Origin of the sequence: Arsenophonus endosymbiont of Crataerina pallida (genome assembly GCF_964020125.1) — a bacterium.
Taxonomy (GTDB): domain Bacteria; phylum Pseudomonadota; class Gammaproteobacteria; order Enterobacterales; family Enterobacteriaceae; genus Arsenophonus; species Arsenophonus nilaparvatae.
This window is the reverse complement of the sequence record NZ_OZ026540.1, coordinates 94,907-114,137: the sequence shown is the minus strand read 5'-3', so window position 1 is coordinate 114,137 and position 19,231 is coordinate 94,907. Positions and strand designations below refer to the sequence as shown.

32 protein-coding genes and 1 pseudogene are annotated in these 19,231 nt (G+C 43.1%); 18 read left to right on the top strand and 15 right to left on the bottom strand.

Annotated elements, in window-relative coordinates; translation table 11 throughout:
• Nucleotides 1-12: 12 nt before the first annotated feature.
• The 3 genes from AACL31_RS00630 to AACL31_RS00620 form a co-directional block, all read right to left on the bottom strand.
• On the bottom strand, nucleotides 13-714 hold the full coding sequence (locus tag AACL31_RS00630) for a hypothetical protein (protein ID WP_339053464.1): 702 nt from the start codon (nucleotides 712-714) through the stop codon (nucleotides 13-15).
• A 64-nt stretch (nucleotides 715-778) separates the two neighbouring features.
• Complete coding sequence (locus tag AACL31_RS00625; protein ID WP_310513237.1) at nucleotides 779-1,558, bottom strand: BRO-N domain-containing protein; 780 nt, start codon at nucleotides 1,556-1,558, stop codon at nucleotides 779-781.
• A 288-nt stretch (nucleotides 1,559-1,846) separates the two neighbouring features.
• A complete protein-coding gene (locus AACL31_RS00620) occupies nucleotides 1,847-2,659 on the bottom strand; it encodes a BRO-N domain-containing protein (RefSeq protein ID WP_339053650.1) in 813 nt (270 codons plus the stop codon).
• Nucleotides 2,660-2,764: 105 nt separating this feature from the next.
• On the opposite strand from AACL31_RS00620, the gene AACL31_RS00615 reads away from it, so the two are divergent.
• Nucleotides 2,765-3,310 carry a hypothetical protein gene (locus tag AACL31_RS00615; RefSeq protein WP_339053649.1) on the top strand — a complete coding sequence of 182 codons (546 nt, stop codon included), beginning with the start codon at nucleotides 2,765-2,767 and terminating at the stop codon, nucleotides 3,308-3,310.
• A gap of 36 nt (nucleotides 3,311-3,346) precedes the next feature.
• Here the strand turns inward: AACL31_RS00615 and AACL31_RS00610 are convergent, their stop codons facing one another.
• The 6 genes from AACL31_RS00610 to AACL31_RS00585 all read right to left on the bottom strand — a co-directional run bounded on the left by AACL31_RS00610 (nucleotide 3,347) and on the right by AACL31_RS00585 (nucleotide 7,006).
• Nucleotides 3,347-3,580 (bottom strand): hypothetical protein, encoded by a 234-nt coding sequence (locus AACL31_RS00610; RefSeq protein ID WP_310513681.1) that lies wholly within the window; start codon nucleotides 3,578-3,580, stop codon nucleotides 3,347-3,349.
• Between the two features lie 45 nt (nucleotides 3,581-3,625).
• Nucleotides 3,626-3,820 carry a hypothetical protein gene (locus tag AACL31_RS00605; protein WP_310513699.1) on the bottom strand — a complete coding sequence of 65 codons (195 nt, stop codon included), beginning with the start codon at nucleotides 3,818-3,820 and terminating at the stop codon, nucleotides 3,626-3,628.
• A 134-nt stretch (nucleotides 3,821-3,954) separates the two neighbouring features.
• On the bottom strand, nucleotides 3,955-4,509 hold the full coding sequence (locus AACL31_RS00600; protein ID WP_310513679.1) for a DUF2815 family protein: 555 nt from the start codon (nucleotides 4,507-4,509) through the stop codon (nucleotides 3,955-3,957).
• A gap of 15 nt (nucleotides 4,510-4,524) precedes the next feature.
• Nucleotides 4,525-5,844 carry a DUF2800 domain-containing protein gene (locus AACL31_RS00595; RefSeq protein WP_422389270.1) on the bottom strand — a complete coding sequence of 440 codons (1,320 nt, stop codon included), beginning with the start codon at nucleotides 5,842-5,844 and terminating at the stop codon, nucleotides 4,525-4,527.
• Nucleotides 5,816-6,769, bottom strand: a complete 954-nt coding sequence (locus tag AACL31_RS00590) for a hypothetical protein (protein ID WP_339053647.1) — start codon at nucleotides 6,767-6,769, stop codon at nucleotides 5,816-5,818. The genes AACL31_RS00595 and AACL31_RS00590 overlap by 29 nt, the downstream gene beginning before the upstream one ends.
• Before the next feature lie 12 nt (nucleotides 6,770-6,781).
• On the bottom strand, nucleotides 6,782-7,006 hold the full coding sequence (locus AACL31_RS00585) for a hypothetical protein (protein ID WP_310513635.1): 225 nt from the start codon (nucleotides 7,004-7,006) through the stop codon (nucleotides 6,782-6,784).
• On the opposite strand from AACL31_RS00585, the gene AACL31_RS00580 reads away from it, so the two are divergent.
• Complete coding sequence (locus tag AACL31_RS00580; RefSeq protein ID WP_339053646.1) at nucleotides 6,997-7,311, top strand: hypothetical protein; 315 nt, start codon at nucleotides 6,997-6,999, stop codon at nucleotides 7,309-7,311. The two genes, AACL31_RS00585 and AACL31_RS00580, sit on opposite strands and share 10 nt — an antisense overlap.
• Nucleotides 7,312-7,452: 141 nt before the next feature.
• On the opposite strand, the gene AACL31_RS00575 is transcribed toward AACL31_RS00580, so the two are convergent.
• Nucleotides 7,453-7,752 (bottom strand): hypothetical protein, encoded by a 300-nt coding sequence (locus AACL31_RS00575; RefSeq protein WP_310513657.1) that lies wholly within the window; start codon nucleotides 7,750-7,752, stop codon nucleotides 7,453-7,455.
• A gap of 377 nt (nucleotides 7,753-8,129) precedes the next feature.
• Between AACL31_RS00575 and AACL31_RS00570 the strand changes: the two genes are divergently transcribed.
• Entirely contained in the window at nucleotides 8,130-8,369 is a 240-nt protein-coding gene (locus tag AACL31_RS00570) for a hypothetical protein (RefSeq protein WP_310513645.1), read from the top strand.
• On the opposite strand, the gene AACL31_RS00565 is transcribed toward AACL31_RS00570, so the two are convergent.
• From AACL31_RS00565 to AACL31_RS00550, 4 genes are all read right to left on the bottom strand, one after another.
• Nucleotides 8,338-8,571 carry a hypothetical protein gene (locus AACL31_RS00565; RefSeq protein WP_310513069.1) on the bottom strand — a complete coding sequence of 78 codons (234 nt, stop codon included), beginning with the start codon at nucleotides 8,569-8,571 and terminating at the stop codon, nucleotides 8,338-8,340. The genes AACL31_RS00570 and AACL31_RS00565 overlap by 32 nt on opposite strands.
• 32 nt (nucleotides 8,572-8,603) lie before the next feature.
• Entirely contained in the window at nucleotides 8,604-8,738 is a 135-nt protein-coding gene (locus tag AACL31_RS00560) for a hypothetical protein (protein WP_339053345.1), read from the bottom strand.
• Nucleotides 8,739-8,918: 180 nt separating this feature from the next.
• Complete coding sequence (locus AACL31_RS00555) at nucleotides 8,919-9,209, bottom strand: hypothetical protein (RefSeq protein WP_310513231.1); 291 nt, start codon at nucleotides 9,207-9,209, stop codon at nucleotides 8,919-8,921.
• Between the two features lie 146 nt (nucleotides 9,210-9,355).
• The gene (locus tag AACL31_RS00550; RefSeq protein WP_310513230.1) at nucleotides 9,356-9,748 is read right to left on the bottom strand and encodes a helix-turn-helix domain-containing protein; all 393 of its coding nucleotides are present in this window, start codon (nucleotides 9,746-9,748) and stop codon (nucleotides 9,356-9,358) included.
• A gap of 75 nt (nucleotides 9,749-9,823) precedes the next feature.
• Between AACL31_RS00550 and AACL31_RS00545 the strand changes: the two genes are divergently transcribed.
• From AACL31_RS00545 to AACL31_RS00520, 6 genes are all read left to right on the top strand, one after another.
• The gene (locus tag AACL31_RS00545) at nucleotides 9,824-10,042 is read left to right on the top strand and encodes a Cro/CI family transcriptional regulator (protein ID WP_310513229.1); all 219 of its coding nucleotides are present in this window, start codon (nucleotides 9,824-9,826) and stop codon (nucleotides 10,040-10,042) included.
• 13 nt (nucleotides 10,043-10,055) lie between these two features.
• Nucleotides 10,056-11,057, top strand: a complete 1,002-nt coding sequence (locus AACL31_RS00540) for a hypothetical protein (protein ID WP_339053645.1) — start codon at nucleotides 10,056-10,058, stop codon at nucleotides 11,055-11,057.
• 79 nt (nucleotides 11,058-11,136) lie between these two features.
• Nucleotides 11,137-11,568 (top strand): AAA family ATPase, encoded by a 432-nt coding sequence (locus AACL31_RS00535; protein WP_339053644.1) that lies wholly within the window; start codon nucleotides 11,137-11,139, stop codon nucleotides 11,566-11,568.
• Between the two features lie 48 nt (nucleotides 11,569-11,616).
• On the top strand, nucleotides 11,617-12,141 hold the full coding sequence (locus tag AACL31_RS00530) for a hypothetical protein (protein WP_339053643.1): 525 nt from the start codon (nucleotides 11,617-11,619) through the stop codon (nucleotides 12,139-12,141).
• 55 nt (nucleotides 12,142-12,196) lie between these two features.
• Complete coding sequence (locus AACL31_RS00525) at nucleotides 12,197-12,628, top strand: antiterminator Q family protein (RefSeq protein ID WP_339053642.1); 432 nt, start codon at nucleotides 12,197-12,199, stop codon at nucleotides 12,626-12,628.
• A gap of 115 nt (nucleotides 12,629-12,743) precedes the next feature.
• Entirely contained in the window at nucleotides 12,744-13,313 is a 570-nt protein-coding gene (locus AACL31_RS00520; RefSeq protein WP_339053641.1) for a hypothetical protein, read from the top strand.
• On the opposite strand, the gene AACL31_RS00515 is transcribed toward AACL31_RS00520, so the two are convergent.
• Nucleotides 13,261-13,443, bottom strand: coding sequence for a hypothetical protein (locus AACL31_RS00515; RefSeq protein ID WP_339053640.1), 183 nt, complete (start codon nucleotides 13,441-13,443; stop codon nucleotides 13,261-13,263). The two genes, AACL31_RS00520 and AACL31_RS00515, sit on opposite strands and share 53 nt — an antisense overlap.
• A 200-nt stretch (nucleotides 13,444-13,643) precedes the next feature.
• On the opposite strand from AACL31_RS00515, the gene AACL31_RS00510 reads away from it, so the two are divergent.
• From AACL31_RS00510 to AACL31_RS00480, 9 genes and pseudogenes are all read left to right on the top strand, one after another.
• On the top strand, nucleotides 13,644-13,865 hold the full coding sequence (locus AACL31_RS00510) for a phage holin family protein (protein WP_339053639.1): 222 nt from the start codon (nucleotides 13,644-13,646) through the stop codon (nucleotides 13,863-13,865).
• On the top strand, nucleotides 13,825-14,307 hold the full coding sequence (locus AACL31_RS00505) for a lysozyme (protein ID WP_339053638.1): 483 nt from the start codon (nucleotides 13,825-13,827) through the stop codon (nucleotides 14,305-14,307). The genes AACL31_RS00510 and AACL31_RS00505 overlap by 41 nt, the downstream gene beginning before the upstream one ends.
• Nucleotides 14,277-14,642, top strand: a complete 366-nt coding sequence (locus AACL31_RS00500; protein ID WP_339053637.1) for a hypothetical protein — start codon at nucleotides 14,277-14,279, stop codon at nucleotides 14,640-14,642. Before AACL31_RS00505 ends, AACL31_RS00500 begins: the two co-directional genes overlap by 31 nt.
• Nucleotides 14,533-14,784: an Rz1-like lysis system protein LysC gene (gene lysC / locus AACL31_RS20845; RefSeq protein WP_422389269.1), complete on the top strand. Its 252-nt coding sequence runs from the start codon at nucleotides 14,533-14,535 to the stop codon at nucleotides 14,782-14,784. The genes AACL31_RS00500 and lysC overlap by 110 nt, the downstream gene beginning before the upstream one ends.
• Nucleotides 14,774-14,839, top strand: a complete 66-nt coding sequence (locus AACL31_RS20840; RefSeq protein WP_409014156.1) for a hypothetical protein — start codon at nucleotides 14,774-14,776, stop codon at nucleotides 14,837-14,839. Before lysC ends, AACL31_RS20840 begins: the two co-directional genes overlap by 11 nt.
• 69 nt (nucleotides 14,840-14,908) lie before the next feature.
• Nucleotides 14,909-15,382: a DUF2280 domain-containing protein gene (locus AACL31_RS00495; RefSeq protein WP_310513533.1), complete on the top strand. Its 474-nt coding sequence runs from the start codon at nucleotides 14,909-14,911 to the stop codon at nucleotides 15,380-15,382.
• Between the two features lie 163 nt (nucleotides 15,383-15,545).
• The gene (locus AACL31_RS00490) at nucleotides 15,546-17,168 is read left to right on the top strand and encodes a TerL protein (protein WP_310513534.1); all 1,623 of its coding nucleotides are present in this window, start codon (nucleotides 15,546-15,548) and stop codon (nucleotides 17,166-17,168) included.
• Nucleotides 17,165-18,564: pseudogene (locus AACL31_RS00485) on the top strand (DUF1073 domain-containing protein). Before AACL31_RS00490 ends, AACL31_RS00485 begins: the two are co-directional and overlap by 4 nt.
• Entirely contained in the window at nucleotides 18,473-19,228 is a 756-nt protein-coding gene (locus AACL31_RS00480; RefSeq protein WP_339053453.1) for a phage minor head protein, read from the top strand. Before AACL31_RS00485 ends, AACL31_RS00480 begins: the two are co-directional and overlap by 92 nt.
• The last annotated feature ends 3 nt before the right edge of the window (nucleotides 19,229-19,231 follow it).

Here is a 19,231-nt window from a genome sequence, read left to right as displayed (position 1 = left end):
AATCCATCCTTATCAGGCGGTTACGGAAAAACGCCCCATTTTAGGGTGATACCACTGACTGCCGCGTTTCTCAGCCTCAAGCATCATGTTATCCAACGCGTTTTTAAATGCCGCTTCATCAACCACTGACATTTGGGTAATTTGGCCGCCTGGCGCAACATGGGGCACTTTTTTGCAAGGCACCTTCCACGCCATGACTAATTGCCGACATTTGGCATCGCTTAAGCCGTACTTTGTTTTAAGATAGCTATAGCCCTGGAAACCGGCTGGGATAGTGCCTTGTTTGATTTGTTCGATTTCTTCTGAGACTTGCTCTACCTGATGCTCGATACTCTTTAACCGACGCTCTTGCTCAACTTGTGCAATTGCATAAGCGAGATTAAGTTCAGCCTGTGATTTAGGTTTACTTTGCTGCTCCAGTTTATCAATCAGCGAGCGGCGAACGGCTTTGGATTCACGGGCGGCAACGCGCAGTGCCTGTTTAAGCGTCATTTCGATAATTTCTGATTCCGTGTTGTTCATTTTTTGCACTACAAAAATTTTGTAGTACTCGTCTTCGAGTTCATCTTTAATGCGATCGATAAAAACGTTATTTCTAATAGCGGGTTCTCCGTGTTCTTTTCGTGTTTCGTTAACCATGATGAGTAATTGTTGTGAGTCGATAGTCTCGCTGTTGGAAAATGTGATAATTTGCTCAGTGGTTGAATTTTGCATGTAGGAATTCCTCAATATTTAAATTGATGAAAGATTGCCCCTTAGCAAGGGGCGTTAAGATTAATTAGTGGCGTTCTAAGAAATGGGTCAACTCACCTTCGTACCACTGATCGGTGCGTGCGGTGATTATCCCGATTTGTTGATGGTGAAAATGTTCAAAAAGCTGTTTGATCTCCGCTAACACGGTATCGATATTTTCACGTTTACGTAAAATGCGCTTAATCGTCTGCTTTTCAGCGTCATTAATAATCTGGCGCAGTGATTCTGTGATGTAGTGAATACGTCTGCATTCGTCAGCCATTAACGGGATATGCTCTACCTGAAAATGTTCCGGTGACGGTGTGCCCGTCACTTCGCGCAAAGCCAGCCACACCGCATTACTCCACGAACGCTCAAACCGAAAGCCATTTGTCATACACCAGACTAAATGTGTTAAATTGCGCGTATCAGAATGAGTGAAACGCTCTACGGCTTTCGGTTGGTATCTGGGGTGATTATAGTTAGGGGTTTGATTAATTGTTTGTTTATCGAGGATATCCAGCACCCATTTTCTGAATTCTTTTGCTACTGGCGTATTGGCAAACATAGCGATTAGGTGTGCGCCCCGTAGCGAGAAAATTCGCACCACTTTCTCACGTAAGCTATTGTTTATTCCATTGACCCTCAAATTGAGTGTCATTGACATCTGAGATGTAAACTCGTCCAAATTACGTGCATAAATCTGGGTGATGGCATCAATTTTCTTGTATTGTAAAGCTCTTGCGATTTCAGCAGAAGTAAACCAGATTTCGCCATTACGGGAAATAGTTTCAAGAACAGTATTACGGAAAACTAGAGTAGTCATAGTAATGATTTCCTTGTTAACTTAGGATAATCACCACCAAAGCTGTGAAACTTACGGGTGGTGAACTGAACAGGGTTCACAGTACCGGCTAACAAGGACCCGGCGAGCCTTTCGGCTCCCCCATCCAGCCCACCATTGATTCTTGATATGGCAGACTGACGCATAAAAAAAACACGCTTACGGCGTGCTATGCGCCTTGTTAGTTACATCGGGCTGTGAAACCCGACACCTGATTTTGCAGATGCAAATAAACTATAGCGCATGATTTTTGCTTTCGTCAATGGGTATTTAAATAAGTTCGCTTTTTGCTGCTTCTTGTTCAGTAATAAGAATTTCCCTGAATTTCTTGATTGCGTTGTCGTTGTAGCGAAAGGACTCAACCTCTTTATTGCTGTAAGGGGATTTATCGAGATAGGTATCACCGTATGCTTTAACTTTCATCTTATTGTCATTAGCGATACGCCCAATCTTATTTGCGGAAACATTAAACATTTTACCAATCTCTGTTGCTGTATAATGTTTTTCGGTGATAAGCGGCAAGGGGATCACTTCACTACCCGCAATAGGGTTAATCAGTCCGGCTATGATAGTTTGTCTGGCGTTATCGGAAAGGTTTGTTGCCCATTCAAATATCTTCTTCACATTTTCCATTTGAATTTGTATGGCTTTAGCCTGAATTTCTATCGCCTTTGCTTTACGAAATTCAGGTAATCCGCTACCTTCGTCTTTGTGATGCTTTTTAATGCTATAGCTTCCGTGTTGACGTAATGCTGGTAAAACGTCTTCACAGACCCAATCCTGAACACGTTCAGCGGAAGGAAGTTTGCTTTTAAGTATCAGACGGAAAACATCCCCTTCAGGTACAAGGATGATTCCTTTAGGTCTGAATCCTAAACTTAATTCTGCCGTTTCAGCACAATTAAGTTTAATCAATGACTTACAATGATCATTTAATGCTTTTGCTGGCTGTGCATATCCTAAAGCTTCAGCAACTTTTACGGCAAAGAATACTGGTTTGCCTTGATAAAGGGTTCCCTGTAATTCAATACCTAAATCATCGGTTTTGAAAGTCATTAATTCGGTTTTGGTAATTTTAGACATAAAAATATTTCTCCGTAATGGAACGAATGAAGGTATTAATGTGAAAGATTTTGCAGATTGAACCCTAAACCCGTTATACTTACCTAAACACGGGAGGATAACGTTATGGGTCAGGTTGCATTTGATGCACTACAAGCATCGGAAGAACTAGAAAGTGCTGGCATTTCCAGAGAACAAGCCAGAGCCATTTCACTTGTCGTACGTAGATCGCATGAGGTTGCAGATGTTGCGACTAAAGCGGATATTGTTGAGGTCAACCGCAATATTGCTGATGTCCGCAAGGATTTATCGGCTGAGATAGCTGATGTTCGTAAAGACTTATCGGCTGAGATAGCTGATGTTCGTAAAGACTTATCGGCTGAGATAGCTGATGTTCGTAAAGACTTATCGGCTGAGATAGCTGATGTTCGTAAAGACTTATCGGCTGAGATAGCTGATGTTCGTAAAGACATGGCTGTTCGTTCTGAGAAAACGGATGCTCAAATCGCTGATGTCCGTAAGGATATTGCTCAGATAGATAAGCGCCTTGATTTTTCAGAAAAACGGTTTGACAGACTGGAACAAAAATTTGACCGGCTGCAATGGTTCTTATTGGCGGGTATTCTCGGTTTACTGTTTAAAGAAATAATCCCTAAATTATGGAGCGGTTAATTTTATCAATATGCCAGTAATAAGTGTGTTGATTGCTTAAATGTTTCTTTTAAGGCAGTTAGCGTCTTGAGCAATGCTGTGTAATAAAACAGCGATTTTCTCTCTGATAATTACTGCAATCCTGATTTTTTCAATAAAAACACCTTGTATTTCTATATGTTTAGCTTTGATTGTTGCTAGTTTGTGTAAGCCATAAATTGCTGTTTTCAACTCCTCAATATTTTTTAATACTGAATCTATAGAGGTTTCTTTTCCGGTAAGATAATTCATCTTTTACTCCTTGATTGAATCTTTAACATCTGTACAGCCCCCAACTTACCGATGCATTTTTGCCAGTCGTTTATTCTCTTTTCTCAGGTATTGATTTTCTTCTGCCAGTAGTTGAATCATATTGATTAATGTCTTGGTTTCTTCATCGGCATAAACGGGTTGCGCTAAGTTAAGTAAATAACGGCCGTTGTTACTGGGGTTAGTGAGCGTAAGGACTTCAGTCATATTATCTAATTTCATTTTTAAGCCTCCTTGAGTTATTTACACTTTACATATCAAATTTCCCGTAAGCTAAATAGAGTAAAAACTACTCATATTTTTAATCGATGCCTGATTATTTAGCCACTTCAGGCCGCAGTGGTTTCTCTGGTGTTTTAAAAGGCGATATCGTCTTCTTCCTCAGCCATGCTCAGGTCGTCAAACTCGTCAACGGAGGCCACGCTTCCACCGCTAAAGGCATCGCCATCCCGGAAAAACTGAACCCCTCTTAAGGAGGCTGAAACCCCTTTACCATTATTGTCATAGGCATAAAATTCAATGGTGGCGTTAACGTAACAGCCAGAGTAGGGACGACCGTCCTGTGCGGTGAGTGGTGTACGATTTACGTCAATGACTAACGGACGATCTTTATTACTGGCGGTGATGTACATATTTCCGGCATAGCCATCGTATTCTTTATTGTCGCCATCGCGGAAGCAAAAACGGTTGTTGGAGTGGCAGATGCTGTTATAAATTTTTTCTACCTCTTTGGCTCCCCATTTTTCCTTAATGACCGCCTTAATCCCCGTTTTGATTTCTTCAATCAGGTCAGTACGGCTTTTGGCGATAAGGAAATTGGCACGGTATTTGAACGCTCCTTGACCACTGACTTGCGTAGGTTCAAATAATTCAGGAAAAGCCAGACGTACGTTGTTTAATTTAATTTTCATCACGTTACCTTTTAATTAGATGGATTTATCAGCGAGTGCCGCTTCGGTCACATCGTCAAAGTCGTTTAAGGGATTAATAACAAGGGCAGGGCGAGGGTCAGATTCCGGTGCGATAACGGGTTTCCCGTCTGCTCGCTCAATAAGTGCTTCCAGTTTTGCCCAGCGACTCGGTTTGTCTTTTTTAAGTAGTTTCTCAGCCTGTGGCGGACTAATAATTTTCTTGTGGTAGATTTGTTCCTGTTTAAGTTTGGCGGCTTTTAACAGCGTTTCGGCTTCACGTTCATCACACCAGGTGCGATTACCCTGTTTGCCGGTAACCAGTTTAAAGCCCGGTACCGATTGCCCCGTATGTAATGCCTCAGCGACCCGATTTCGCAGGGCTTTACAAAAACTCTCTATCAAATCGATATGCGGGTAGAGTGTTGCCATTTGCCCAGGGGTTAGTAACGTAATACGTTTCGGCGCATCGCTTAATTGTGGTGCGAGCGGTTGGGTCAAATCGACAAAATCGCCTTTGACTTCATTATGGACAAATTGCGCCTGGGCAAAACACAATCCGCCTTTTGCTTTGCAGAACTGGCATTGCCTGATGCCCGGTGAAAAGGCACTATCCGGTAGCGCATCAAGCCCGTTGCGCTCGGCAAGGGTTACCATCTCCATGGCTTTTTGCGCCCTCAATCTGGCTAAGTCCCCAAAGTCTTTTAAGTCCTCAACCGATAGCGCCCATTCGGACAGATGGTTAAGTCTGGGCTGATGAATAAAAAGACGAACCGTGTTAAAATCATAAATAAGGTCAAACTGATGTAACGCCCCTAGCGCATAGAGCATAAGTTGCGCATTTTGCCTGGCATCGACTTTAACGCCTTTACCGTATTTCAGGTCATGGATTTGTAACTCATCCTCGCTGACAATAATCGCATCGGCGGTACCAAACGAATTCTCTACGTCAATGACGGCTGAAAAGTCAACTCGCTCCTCAACCTGTAAGATTTTCCCGTCCGCAAGCCTCCAGACGGTATCGATATAGGTCTGGACGTGCTCAATCATCTCCTCATCCACTTGTGGCGAGTTGGCTTTTAACAATGGATACGTGCCGATATAGTCTTTCACATCAAATCCAGATGTTCGTCTACGCCCGTCACTAAACGGGTTTTGGCGCATTGTTAAGATACTTTCAGCTAACGCATGCGCCGCGCTTCCTTCTTCCGCAAACGGCGATGTTTTATCGGGTAAGGTGGCCTCGACTGCGAGACTAGCTGCGCATCTCATCCACCTATGCGCTGAGGAGGGAGAAAGTTTTGCATGTTCAGCCATCGCTACCCTCGGCATTATCATCGGCTAAAACGCGTTGGGCTTTCTCGATAAACTGAACCAGATTGTCATCGGTTACGTCACCCATCTTTTTAGCGTTGAATGAGGCGAGGATATCCAGCGCTTCATTGCGATATCCGCCTTTGACCAGTTGAGTAATGCAGGCCGAAGCCTCACTGCGAAGTGCCTTAAAATCAATCGGTTTGACTTCTGCTGGGGTAGGCAATTCACGCAGTAATGACAAGGCAAATTCGCGACGATCGGTAATGCCAAAGAGATTATCCCAGTTAGCCAGTATTTTTAGGCATACGTCGAAGGTTTTGGCTTTAGGAAGAAATGTCACTTTAGGTAACCCGTTCAAGGCGCAATAAAGTGCATCAATTTGCCCGGTAACACTATCTGCTTTCTCAGATGCAAGCGTTGCGGTGGCTTTAGCGACTTGCGCATTGTCAGGTTTAACTGCTTTATCCCCAAACAAGACCGACAGGGCGACGATGTGACGCAAATCAAGTGATTCAATATCCACCGGTTCGGGCTTAGGTTCAAGTTTAGGCTCCACTTTAGGTGCTTCAAAAATCGGTTTAACGACTTTAGCAGGTTTCGTTTCTACCTTGGGGGTTTGAACCTTTTTCTCGGCAATAACCGGGACTGGCTTGTCTTCCGCTCTAGCGGGCACTTCGATGGTAATTTCAGACTTAATCACTTCTTGAGGCTCAGTCATAGCAGATGGCGCAACAGGTTGTGGCTTAACATCCGGTGTGAAGGGTTTCGGTTTATTTCCCCCTGTTGGTTCATGTGGACCGCTCGGGTCACTCGGGTTATTTTCAGGGTGTCCGACTAACTGACTGATTAACATTTTATGGGCTTCGGCCAGTTGATTATGGGCGATAACCATTTGCGTGTGGTTTTCTGCCAGTCTTGCCAGCAGGGGACTATTTGCGGTAAGCATTTTGCGTCGACCTCAACGATATACAGTGACAGGGAATTGGTGATTGCTATTACGTTTTAGCGCTTCTAATTTTTGTAAATAGCGTAAACGCCGGACGTTGTTGTTCATCGGAAATCGCTCCGATGACAGGATTTTTGCTTTTTGCATGGTGGTTTTTCCGATGGAATGGGCTAGATAGGGTATGCCTGATTGTTTACCGGCAAAAAATACTATTTCAAGAACTTTTGATGATGGCAAAGAATCGCATCATTGAGCTTGAAAAAGAGGTTAATAACAAAGAGCAATGGTTGATTGAAAAATCTAATTATGAACTTTATCCCTCTAAACCGGGTACGGTAGTCTACCGTAGCAAAATACCTGAAAGTGCTGAGCAAAAACCTCACTATCTTTGTATTCATTGCTATGAGTCTGGCGTGAAATCGATACTTCAATATGCGATCACTAAACCAGTTACTACGTCTTTGCATAGCGCGCTTTTCCATTGTCATAGATGCAATGCCTATTATGATTTCCCTTATGAGTATGTTAGGGATTACAAGTGATCAACTATTTTATTGAGTTGCCTGATATTTCTGGCGCGTCAGGCTCGCCCCCTTTGTGGTTTACGACAACACACAAAACAGGTATATCAATAATGAGTGACTAGCCTGGTTGACGATTGGGAAGCCTGGTTACCGTATACATCATGAATTGGCAAACCCAAAATTCTTATTGTTTTTACCAGGATCTTTACTAGCTCTTTTTTCTAGCTCTTCTGTTTCAAGTGCAATAAAACCGTCTCTGATAGCCGATGCAAGTGCTTTCGCCCTGACATTATCGATAGCGCGATTTGAATCCATTTCTGCCTGTAATGCATACAGTAGCGCTTCGCTGGCTTTCTCTTGAGATTTTTCACTCAATTCTTCAAATTTCATCATTTCTCCTAAATACCAATCGGTTTTGGCGGTGTGTGCCGGAGGTATCCGGATTATATCTACAGCCATATTGGTAGTGCCCTGGTGTTGGTTTTTAACTTAATGGCTGTATTTTGGTTATTCACACACCCCAAAACCGACTGTTTGGCGCATCATCTTTCTTGCTCTGACGCTACAGGGAAATATTTATCCAAGAATGTTTGTAGTAAAGCGAGGAGTTTTTCAGCCTTGGCTTCCCATCTACCAATAAAAAAACTCAAATCAGTATTTTGAACTACACCAAGATAAAAAACGATTGGGAGAGCAAGAATTATAAATAAAAACCTAATCGAAATATTGATATATCTGAGCATTTTGTTCACCGTAAAAAGGGCTAAAGCGCGGTGCTTGTTAACGTAATTTATTCATTGCCTGCTTTTAACCACGTCAGGCGAGGTGGTATCCTTATGGTTCGATTAACTTATAAGGAAAAAGTAATGTCCAATAAAAATGAAAAATTTGTATGCTATAAATACGATGCTCGCGCTTTAGCGGTCGAATACCTTAGACGTTGTGATAAAAAATTTACCCCTGAAGAATATCTTATTGAAGTTCTTAAACTAGAAGATGTTTATCAAAAAATTATTGAGGATGCTGGCAGCAAGAAGTCTTTAGCTATTTGGAAGAAGCTAGGCCAGAAAGATTAAAAACCATTCCAACTACTATCGCCTCGGCGGTAGTTTTTGCAGCATTAATAACGTCTTCTTTTTCTGCACCGTTTTTCACTAAATGTGTCACAACGTCTAAAACAGCTTGCTCCACCGTATCCATACAGTGATGAACAATTTCTTTATCAATTTCTTTCCCGTCAATAATCACGGTTTTCCTACTTAACTGTTCGTTATCCATGTTTGACCTCTTAATTTAATGTAATTTAGCGTTTAACTGTCGTCACCCACCATAGGCCACTTCGCAAAATGACCTATAATTAGTGTTTTTTGCGTTTGCATTTCTTTTTCTGTCAGTGTTGCCCTTTCACGACCATTTTTATCAAATGGGGCTAATCTTCTCGCCAACCGGATCGCGTTTGACGGTACATCGCATTTTATGCGCAGGGGTCTATACAGAAAAATCTGTGCGGTTCCGACTTTCTAAATTGTTAAAGAGCGTATTAGTAGTTATTTGTTTGTCTCACACTGTACATATATCCACTTACACAAATAACGTACTTTTGATATACTGTTATATGGGACTTTTTAACTTTTATTTTTGTTAGTGCCAAAATAATTTGCAAATTTCTTTTGTTTTTCTGGACATGCTTTGTTTGTGGCGTTGATGGTTTCTGAGTTAATATGAGCATCGTTTGTTAACTCGATCTGATCACGCACTTTTAGTGAAAGTGATTTTAATTCAATTGCTTTATCTAGAACTAATGCATTTAAAACATCTCTTTCCTCGCCAGAAAGACTAAAAGAAATTTTTTGTAGTAATTCTATTTGCTCTGATATATCAAAAATTTTAGATAGTAATGTAAAGTTGTTACTCATTCGTAAGTCTACTTACCGATTTTTATAAAGTATAGTTTACATGAATATTGATGTCAAGATGTAAGGTAAATTTTATTTTACCTTATCTTGATATGGCTAATCTTAGTGAAGAGATTTAGATAGGTGTTGCAGTTTTATCTAGCTGCTTATTTTTGAGGCGAAAGTTTTTGAGTAAGTTCAGTGTATAGTTTTCTGTAATACTCGACTTTGTCTTCAAGCAATTTTATTAGATTATCTTTTTCAGTATCAGGTAGTTGCTGAACAAGTTTGAGTATTTTAATATCAGATGCTTCAATATCTAGGTCTTGTATTTTCTCCAAACGATCTATACCCGCAATGATCCATTCGGGAGAGCATTTCAAGGCTTTGGATATATTCATTAATTTATCCCCGCCTACAACGCTTAGTCCTCTTTCCCATTGAGATACCGCTACGCGACTTACTCCGATTAAGTCAGCTAAATCTGTTGCTCTTAGACCTAACTTAGTTCTTCTTTCGTAAATTCTACGACCTATTGCTTCCCTATCATATTCAGCCACTTGTAAACTCCTCTTTATTATGTGAAATATTATTTATAAAAAGTAAACTTTAATTTATAATTTTGAGGTTTTTGAATGCTAAAAGCAATTGTTGTTAGTTATTTCCGCTCAAAAAGGAATGTCGCTAAGGTTTTAGGGATATCTCCACAGGCAGTTGGACAATGGAAGGATATTATCCCTGAAAAATCTGCATTACTTATTGAAAGAATAACCGATGGATCACTTAAGTATAGTCCTGAGCTATACAGAAAACACCATCAGAAAATTCACAACACAAAAATACCTACTGAATAAGGCCAAATAACCCATGCAAATCAATTATTCTGTCGGGCGTAGTGTGAGTGATCAGCGCCCGAGTCCTGCTGTTGCTGGCTCTTTTGCTGAGTATCAGCAGGCGATAAAAAAATTAACCAAACATATTAATATTAGTCCCTCCGATCCAAAAGCGGTTTTCGACAAAAAGAAAAAAGCGCTTAATTATATCTGGGGTGCGATGAAAAATGTCAAGAAAGGGCGTAATGCGCTTAATGCGGGTAACCGCAGCGTGTTATGGCTTGACATGGATGGTTGTGCCTTAGACGCGTGGGAAATGCTTACAGGCATTCTCGGATTTTATCAATGTTTTGCCTATACCACTGCCAGTCATGAACATCCCGTTGTGCAGGGTGAGCAACGCTGGCGTATTGGTTTTTTGTTATCTCGTGAGGTGAATGCCTCCGAATATGCACAACTAGGACCACGGATTGAGCAGGAGTTGATGGATTGTTTCGAATTGCTCAGTGATCTGGCGATCAAGTGGGATCGCTCTGTCTATGAGCCTTCGCATATGGTTTTTGCTCCTCATGAAGGCGCTAAGTACCAAAGTTTTGAAGGTACCGTGGTTGATGTGGATACGCTTTTAGCCTCCGATAATACGCCTGTTATTGAGCATATCGATGTGCCTAAATCCGATAATGACGATCTAACCCGTCTAGTCGATTTGCAAAATATTAATGATCAGACGTTCGAAGATTTACGTTCCGCACTATGGTATCCGAAAATGATAAACCAGGCGGAGAATTACCCTTCATGCGTGGATATGGGCAATCGCCTCGCCTGGTTTAAAGACACACCCTTTGAGGAGGAAGCTAAAAAGATGTGGCTTGATTGGTCTTCGGCCGCCGATAAAGGAAACTTATCCGCCGCAGAAGCCAAATGGCCTGAACTACGCGCCGAAAGAACAGGCTATCAAGCAATATTCAGTTTAGCGCAAAAAGCAGGATGGGTAAATCCCGGGGCAGCGCGATTGAAAACGGGGGGTTGCCAGTGAGATTGAATTACCTGTATCGCAACCGCATTTAGGCGGTTACGGAACCCCTGGAAAATTTATTGTTGAGGGGCTTATTCCTGTGGGTGTGACGGCGATTTATGGCGCTTCTTCTACCTTTAAATCCTATACCGCCTTGTCTATTAGCTTGCGCGTTGCCCTGATGAAACACCGTTGGGCGGGAAGGAACATAAAGGGCGGTTCTGTTCTCTATATTGCCGCAGAAGGTGGAAGCTCGATTTCGCCACGGGTAGGCGCATGGGCAGATAAATATAATAATGGTAACCCTATCAAAAACTTTTACACATTACCGCGTGCGGTTGATTTAGCAGAGCCAAAGGTGGTTAATGGTGTATTGAAAGAAATTAAGCGTATAAAAGATGTAACCGGAGAGCCGGTACGTATGGTTGTGGTGGATACGTTATCGCAGTCGATGAACTCCGGTGATGAAAATAGTGCTGGGGATATGGCTAAATTTCTGGCGGGCGCAACCAGAGTTGCTTCAGAAATTTAAGCAGCGGTAGTTTTCATCCACCACACAGGGAAAGACAGTAATAAAGGGATGCGTGGCTCTTCTGCGGCTTTTGCAAACGTCGACTCGGTTATTAAGGTAGAGCGAGTGGGTGAGTCCGTTAACCTTATCAATGAGAAACAGCGTACTGGCCCCACCCAACCGACTAAAAGCTATCACGTCCCTACGGTACCACTACCCGATTACGTTATTGAGCAAAACGAAAGCGTTAATAACGACTATACCAGTACAGAAGGAGAGATCTACGAGCCGGTACGTTTAACAACCGAACGTGTGTTTGAAGATGTTCCTTTCGCTGAAATTATCACCACTTTTGATGATGAAAGCAAGCCCACAAAGCGTGATACACATGAAGCTTGGGTTTGGGAGCAATTAGACAGTGCAGGCGGACGTATTGAACGGGCAGTACTACGAGAAAGATGGAAAGATTTAGGTATGGAATCAAATATTCTGCGAACGGTTATCTCAAGAATGAAAAAGTCGCAAGGTGTTTCTGAGCCGTTCCGGTTTTATTCAGTTCAAATGAATATGCAAAAGCTGAAATGCCTGAATTGAAGTTTAAACGCGAGCGGCAAAAACATTCCCGTTCACAACAGGAGCGACAAAGATCATGAGCAGAGACATCGAGAAAATACTACTCCACTGGGGCGGATGGTGTGCGGGTAATCCGTATGCCGCGGTAAGTTGGTTGCCGGTGGCGTCGGGCTTTGATCGCTTCATGCCGTTTACCGGGGCAAATCGTTTATCATGCAGTGATGCAGATGGGTTAGTGATTGATGTGTGCGTCAGTCGCCTTAACACGGTGGGGATGGCGAGAGAGCTGAATTACATCGAGGATTATTATATCCGTGGGATATCCAAGCGTGCTATCGCGCGAAAGTTTGCGGTACGAGAGGATGAGGTGCGAAAAAGAATGCAAATTGCGGAAGGCTTTATTTTGGGATGCTTAGAAACCCTTGATATTCAATTAGATATCTATGTATTGTACAAATATCATACAAACAGTTATCAAACACTGGTGCGGCCGCAAAAGGTATGCTAAAGTGCTAATGATGAATTTTTGCGTCCAGCCGAAATGTACGCTGATAAATAAAACCTCGATTAAGTATTTTTTGCTCACCTCGCTTTTGCGAGGTTTTCTTTTTTGTGGGGTGGGGATGAACAAACTTCCAAGTGATTATTTCCTTGATGTGGATGATGACCTATTGGCATTTCTTGAAAAACAAGGTGAGGAGTGCGCTAAAGAAATTTACAAGTCGAATACGGTTAATATTGAAAACGCGTATAAATTGCTAAACATTTTGATAGTAGGCATTGGCTCCGCTTTCTTGCTCTTAACGCAAAAGCCAATTTTTGCGTATTTAACGATGGGTTTAGCTACCTTCCTGATGTGTTGGGTGCTCTGTGCAGGGTATCTGGTCTTGTTCTGCTTACGACCAAATATTAGAGGTGCTGTGTTTACTTCGCCAAACAGATTGTATACGCAACCTTACAAAGCCATTTGTGATACCGATTATAAAAATTTAGAAATCAAAGGGTTCAAAGCGCAAAGAAAACCCTTAACGCTCATACGGCGTTACCGGCTAATTGATTTATGTGCTACCGCAGATGAATTGATTGATATTAACATCAAAATTAGAAAACATTTAAATAGAGTGAGGATCGCAACAATCCTCACTCCAATATTATCAATGACAATATCTGCAATGACTTATTACTTTTTTTGATATTTTTCGCTGAATCCCCGACAACCATACGTTTTGTTGTGAAGTCTTTAGCACCTTGTTCTGGCGTGGTTTTTCCGGCGTTAGAAGATTGGGTGTTGTTTTCACTTGGTGATTGTTTTTGGTCAGACATAATTTTCCTTATTTTGACATTGGTTTATTTGACGATTTAACAATATCAAATACGGATATGTGCCGCCAGTCGCTTAACTGGCTTTATTTCGCTTTGGCATTTACGCCACCGCAATACTGACAAATCTAATAATCGAAACGAGTAAGGCGGTTGGCTCCCCTGTTTAATCCAAGCAATGGAACCCTCAACAAGGAGGGTATATGCGCATGCCTGAAAAATACTCAACCCCAACGGCCTATCTCTGGGGCATTATGACGACCATTTTAGGTTTTTTTACCCTTGAGGAGTGGGTGGCTATTGTCGGTATTGTCTGCACGATAGGGACATTTTTAATCAACGTGTACTACCGCAAAAAGGAGTACAAACTCAAGGAGCGTCAGTATGAAAATACCGAAAAAAATAGTGATGGCAACAGGCGGTAGTGCGTTGTTTCTAGCCTCAAGCATGATAACCCATTTTGAAGGGTTGAGACTCAAACCCTATTTCGATGGGGGTGGTGTGCTTTCCGTCTGTTACGGGCACACAGGCAACGATATTGAGCGTAACCGAACTTACACCAAAGAAGATTGCAACAAGTGGCTTGATGACGATTTGAAAGTGGTTAAACGTTATGTTGACCCGTTGATTAAGGTCAGTATCAATACGCTCACTCAGGCAGCCCTTTACTCATTTGCCTACAACGTGGGCGTCGGCAATTTTGCTAAATCCACCTTGCTTAAAAAGCTCAACACAAATGACCGAACGGGTGCTTGTGACGAGATGAAACGATGGGTTTATGTAAAAGGCGAAGTTTGGAAAGGGTTAATGACCCGTCGAGAAATAGAGAGCGTAATATGTTATGGCGACCTTACGCATTTGTCGTAGTGATTATTGCAGGACTAATCTTATGGGCATCTTGGTTGTTGACATCCTTAAACGAAGTCAGGGCATTAAATAAAAAACTCACTGTTGACCTCAATAAACAGGTAGCCATCACGACTAATGCTTTTCAGTCAATAAGGGTAATCAATGATATTGCACGAATTAATAGTGAAACCCGTCAGCGTAAAGCGGTTGACTCTGAAGCAACACAAGTAGCAATTAAAACGCATGTCGCCAATCGCATTATCCCTAATGGTGCTGTTGTCGAGTTGCAGCAGCACACAAATCGAATACGTTCAGATTCCTCACATTCCGATACCCTCTCACCTACTCGCTGACTGCTTGCCGCCAGCGATTGCGGGTATGATGACATGGCGTGATAGCCTGATACTCAATGAGCAGTTACTGACAGTGATTGAACAGTGTAATCTTGACAAACAGGCAATAAAGCGAATTGAAGAGCAGAGAAATGATAGTTGAGAACGAAAAGCAGACAGAATATTTACAGCAGTACATCAAAACACAGTGTCAATAAATCAGTAAACGTGTTTTCGATTGAAATTAACCAGAATAAATTATATTAACTTAGTAGGAGGGGTAACCAATGGCGGCATTATCTCCAGAGGTTAAGGCCTTCATCGTGCAGTCGTTAGCCTGTTTCGATAGCCCAACTCAGGTGCTCAAACAGGTGAAACTGGAATTTGGATTAACGCTCACCGTACAACAGGTCTCTTCCTATGACCCCACAAAAGCGATTGGAAAAAGCCTTGGTCAAAAATGGGTTGATCTCTTTCACTTCACGCGAGAGCGATTCAAAAAAGAGATTAGTGATATTCCTATTGCCAATAAAGCGTATCGACTGCGTGTGTTAAACCGTATGGCGATTCGAACAGAATCGATGGATAATTTTTTACTCACGGCGCAAATGATAGAGCAAGCAGCTAAAGAATGTGGTGACGCGTATACCAATAAACAGAAAATAGAACATTCAGGAACTTCACATAATCAGGTTGAATTAATCACGCATGAGATGACCCCCGAACAGGCGGCAGAAGCCTATAAAAAATTGATGGGGTAAAGGGCTAAAAATCGCTTACTTATTTTTACTAGAAATAATATTTAGATAAATATTATGTATTAATATCAATATACTACGTTAATTAATTTCCTGTTTTTATTTTTTATGTACGCAGTTATGTGCGATATATTTTTTTGACTCGCTTTTTTCTGGACAAATCCCTATGCCATTACCGTTCCCTTTTGACTTTAAAAAGCCGGATTATGTCCAGGTGTTTAAGTGGCGCGCGGAGCGACTACAACGTCTTCGGGAGCAGCCGGAAAGTTTTGAACTATTAACCCGATTTTACAAGGATAATCCCGCGCAGTTTATTATCGACTGGGGCATGACAACAGATCCGCGCAATATTGATTATGGACTACCGGTGACTATTCCTTTTTTGCTGTTCCCGAAACAGGAAGCCTGGATTGACTGGATAATGACCCGCTGGCGTGGGCGTGAAAATGGCATTACCGAAAAAAGCCGCGAAATGGGCTTAAGCTGGACGTCAATTGCGTTAGCCTGTGCGTTATGTCTCTTCAACAAGGAAATGGTGATTGGCTTTGGCTCCCGCAAAGAAGAGTACGTTGACAGCACCGGTGATCCGAAAGCGCTATTTTGGAAAGCGCGCAAGTTTGTGGAATCGTTACCTCAAGAGTTTAGGGGCGGTTGGGAAGCGAAAAAACACGCCCCCTACATGCGGGTCAATTTCCCAAACACAGGCGCCATTATCAAGGGTGAAGCAGGGGACAATATCGGACGGGGTGACCGCACGACACTCTATTTCGTCGATGAAGCCGCCTTTTTGCCCAGACCGTTACTGATTGATGCTGCCTTATCTCAAACCACCCGTTGCCGCATTGATTTGAGCTCGGTTAACGGCATGGCTAATCCGTTTGCCCAAAAACGTCATAGTGGCCGTATTCCGGTGTTTACCTTTCACTGGCGAAGTGACCCGCGCAAGGATGATGGATGGTACGAGAAAGAATGCCAGAAAATTGATAATCCGGTCATTGTGGCGCAAGAGTTGGATTTGAACTATCAGGCGTCGGTTGAAGGGGTGCTGATTCCGGCAGAGTGGGTACAAGCAGCAATTGATGCCCATACGAAACTTGGCATTAACCCAACCGGAATACGTCTAGGGGCCTTTGATGTGGCGGATGAGGGCAGAGACAAGAACGCCTTTTCTTGGCGGCATGGTTTTTTGCTTGAGGGTATCGAAGAGTGGTCAGGAAAAGGCAGCGATATTTTCGGCAGCGTTGAAACCGTTTTTCAGTTAGCGGATAAGTATCAGCTTGAGAGTTTTCGCTTTGATGAGGATGGGTTAGGTGCGGGCGTAAGAGGGGATGCGCGAATTATCAATGACCAGCGCAGACAAAGAAGAGCCGTACGTATTGACGCCGTGCCGTTTCGCGGCAGTGGCGGGGTGTTTGACCCAGACAAAGAAGCGATCGCCGGATTTGACGGCCAGAATGCGCGATTAAACAAGGATTTTTTTGCCAATGCCAAAGCGCAAAGTTGGTGGCATTTACGCAAACGCTTCCAAAATGTTTACCGAGCGGTAGTCGAAAAACAACCCTTCAAACCGGATGAACTGATTGCCATTAATGGCGCAATGCGACTCAAAGACAAACTCATCGTTGAATTATCGCAGCCAACCTATTCCATTAACGCGGTGGGAAAAATCGTAATAGATAAACAACCCGATGGGACAAAGTCACCCAATCTAGCCGATTCAGTGATGATCAACTTTGCCCCAATGAACACGGCACTTGAAATCTGGACACTACTGGGTAGAAGCGCATGACAAAAAAGAAAAAATCACACTCTCAAAAAACGGCTGACGGGTATGAGAATTTTACCGCCCGTGTCGGGATGCAAACCCCCAATCAACATGCGGATTCAACTTATCGCCCTGACTGGACAAGTCGAAACCGGTTATTACTCGAATATGCTTATCGCTCATCGTGGATCATTGGTGCGGCGGTCTATACCGTCGCCGATGATATGACCCGAAAAGGTGTTCGCATTACTTCACAAATGGAGTCGAGCGACAAAGGGGAAATCGAATCTTTATTTGATGAACTGGAAATCTGGGAGAGTCTCAATAACGCGATCAAGTGGTCACGGCTTTACGGCGGCGCATTAGGGCTTATTATGATAGAAGGGCAAGCGCTTTTACACCATTACGTATCGAGACGATAGGACAAGGTAAATTCAAAGGTATTTTACCGCTTGACCGTTGGCAGGTTAACCCGGATTTGAATCGTCGTATCAAAACGTTAAGCAAGGACCTAGGTAGACCAGAATTCTACGACATTGTGACCGTTGAGAACGGCATTCCCGCCTGGAAAGTGCATCATAGTCGATTAATCCGTTTTGATGGGGTGACACTCCCTTACCAGCAAGCCAAAACCGAGAATGAGTGGGGCATGTCGGTCATTGAACGTATTTTTGACCGGTTAACCGCCTTTGATAGCACCACAACCGGTATTGCGCAATTGGTGTATAAAGCGCATTTACGAACATTCAAAGTGAATAAGCTCCGTGAAATCATCGGTTTTGGCGGCAAGCCATACGAATCGCTGATGAAGCACATGGACATGATACGTCAGTACCAGAGCAACGAAGGGATGACGCTCATGGATACGGACGATGACTTTGAAACGCATAGCTATTCGTTTTCAGGATTAGATAACGTGCTGACGCGGTTTGCTGAACAGATTAGCGGAGCGACAGGTATTCCCTTAGTCCGGCTGTTTGGTCAATCCCCGTCAGGGTTCAATACTGGCGATGCCGATTTAGCCAATTACTACGACAATATCGCCACGCAACAATCAAGGCGATTAAAGCAACCGTTAAGGAAGCTATTTGAGATAGCGCATCAATCGGCATTAGGTAAACCCTTACCCGATGATTTTAGTTTTGCGTTTAATCCCCTTTGGCAAATGTCAGACATGGATAAGTCTACCGTCGCGGTTAACATGATTAATGCGCTCAATGCCGCACAGGATGGCGGCATGCTGTCAGTGAAAGCGGCCATGTCCTCGCTACGGGATTTGTCCGATGTTATCAGTATTGGCAGTACCATCACCGATGAGGATATCAATCATGCGGAAGACGAACCGCCGCCAAGGTTCAGTGCTGTCCACGCAGCGACTGTCAAAACGGGCGGAAACCCAATATCGAACGAGCCTGAGTAAGGTTGCCCGCGAAATTGGCGCTATTATCAACCAACGCTACGACGGTTCGAATGATTCAGTGCTGGACATTCAGCAAGCATTAGAGGATTACAGCGAACTTATCGAGAGTTGGGCAAGGCGGGTAGCGACAAAATTTGTCGACACGGTATCACAAGATAACGCGAAATTGTGGCAACAAAATAGCCATGAAATGAGCGGGGAACTCAAACAGTTAATTGCTCAAGCACCCGTGGGGCATGTCATGCAGTCTATTGTCCATGAGCAAATCAAGTACATTAAATCGCTGCCAATGGATGCCGCTGATAGAGTCTACGATATCCAAAACAGAGCGATTGAAGCGGTAGTGAACGCCGAAAGACCTGAACATTTTACCACAATGATAGCGCAATCCGGTCAGGTGGCGGCATCGCGGGCAAAGATGCTAGCCCGTACCGAACTAGGCCGAGCAACGCAAGCCTTAACTCAAGCGAGAGCATTGGCAATTGGCTCAACCGGCTATATTTGGCGTACCGCCCATGATGGTGATGTAAGGCCATCACACAAAAAACTGGAAGGTCAATTTATCGATTGGCACAACCCACCTACCCTGGATGGTATGACAGGGCACGCGGGCGCATTACCCAATTGCCGTTGCTACTGTGAAGTCTCTTTTTCTGACAGATAAAAC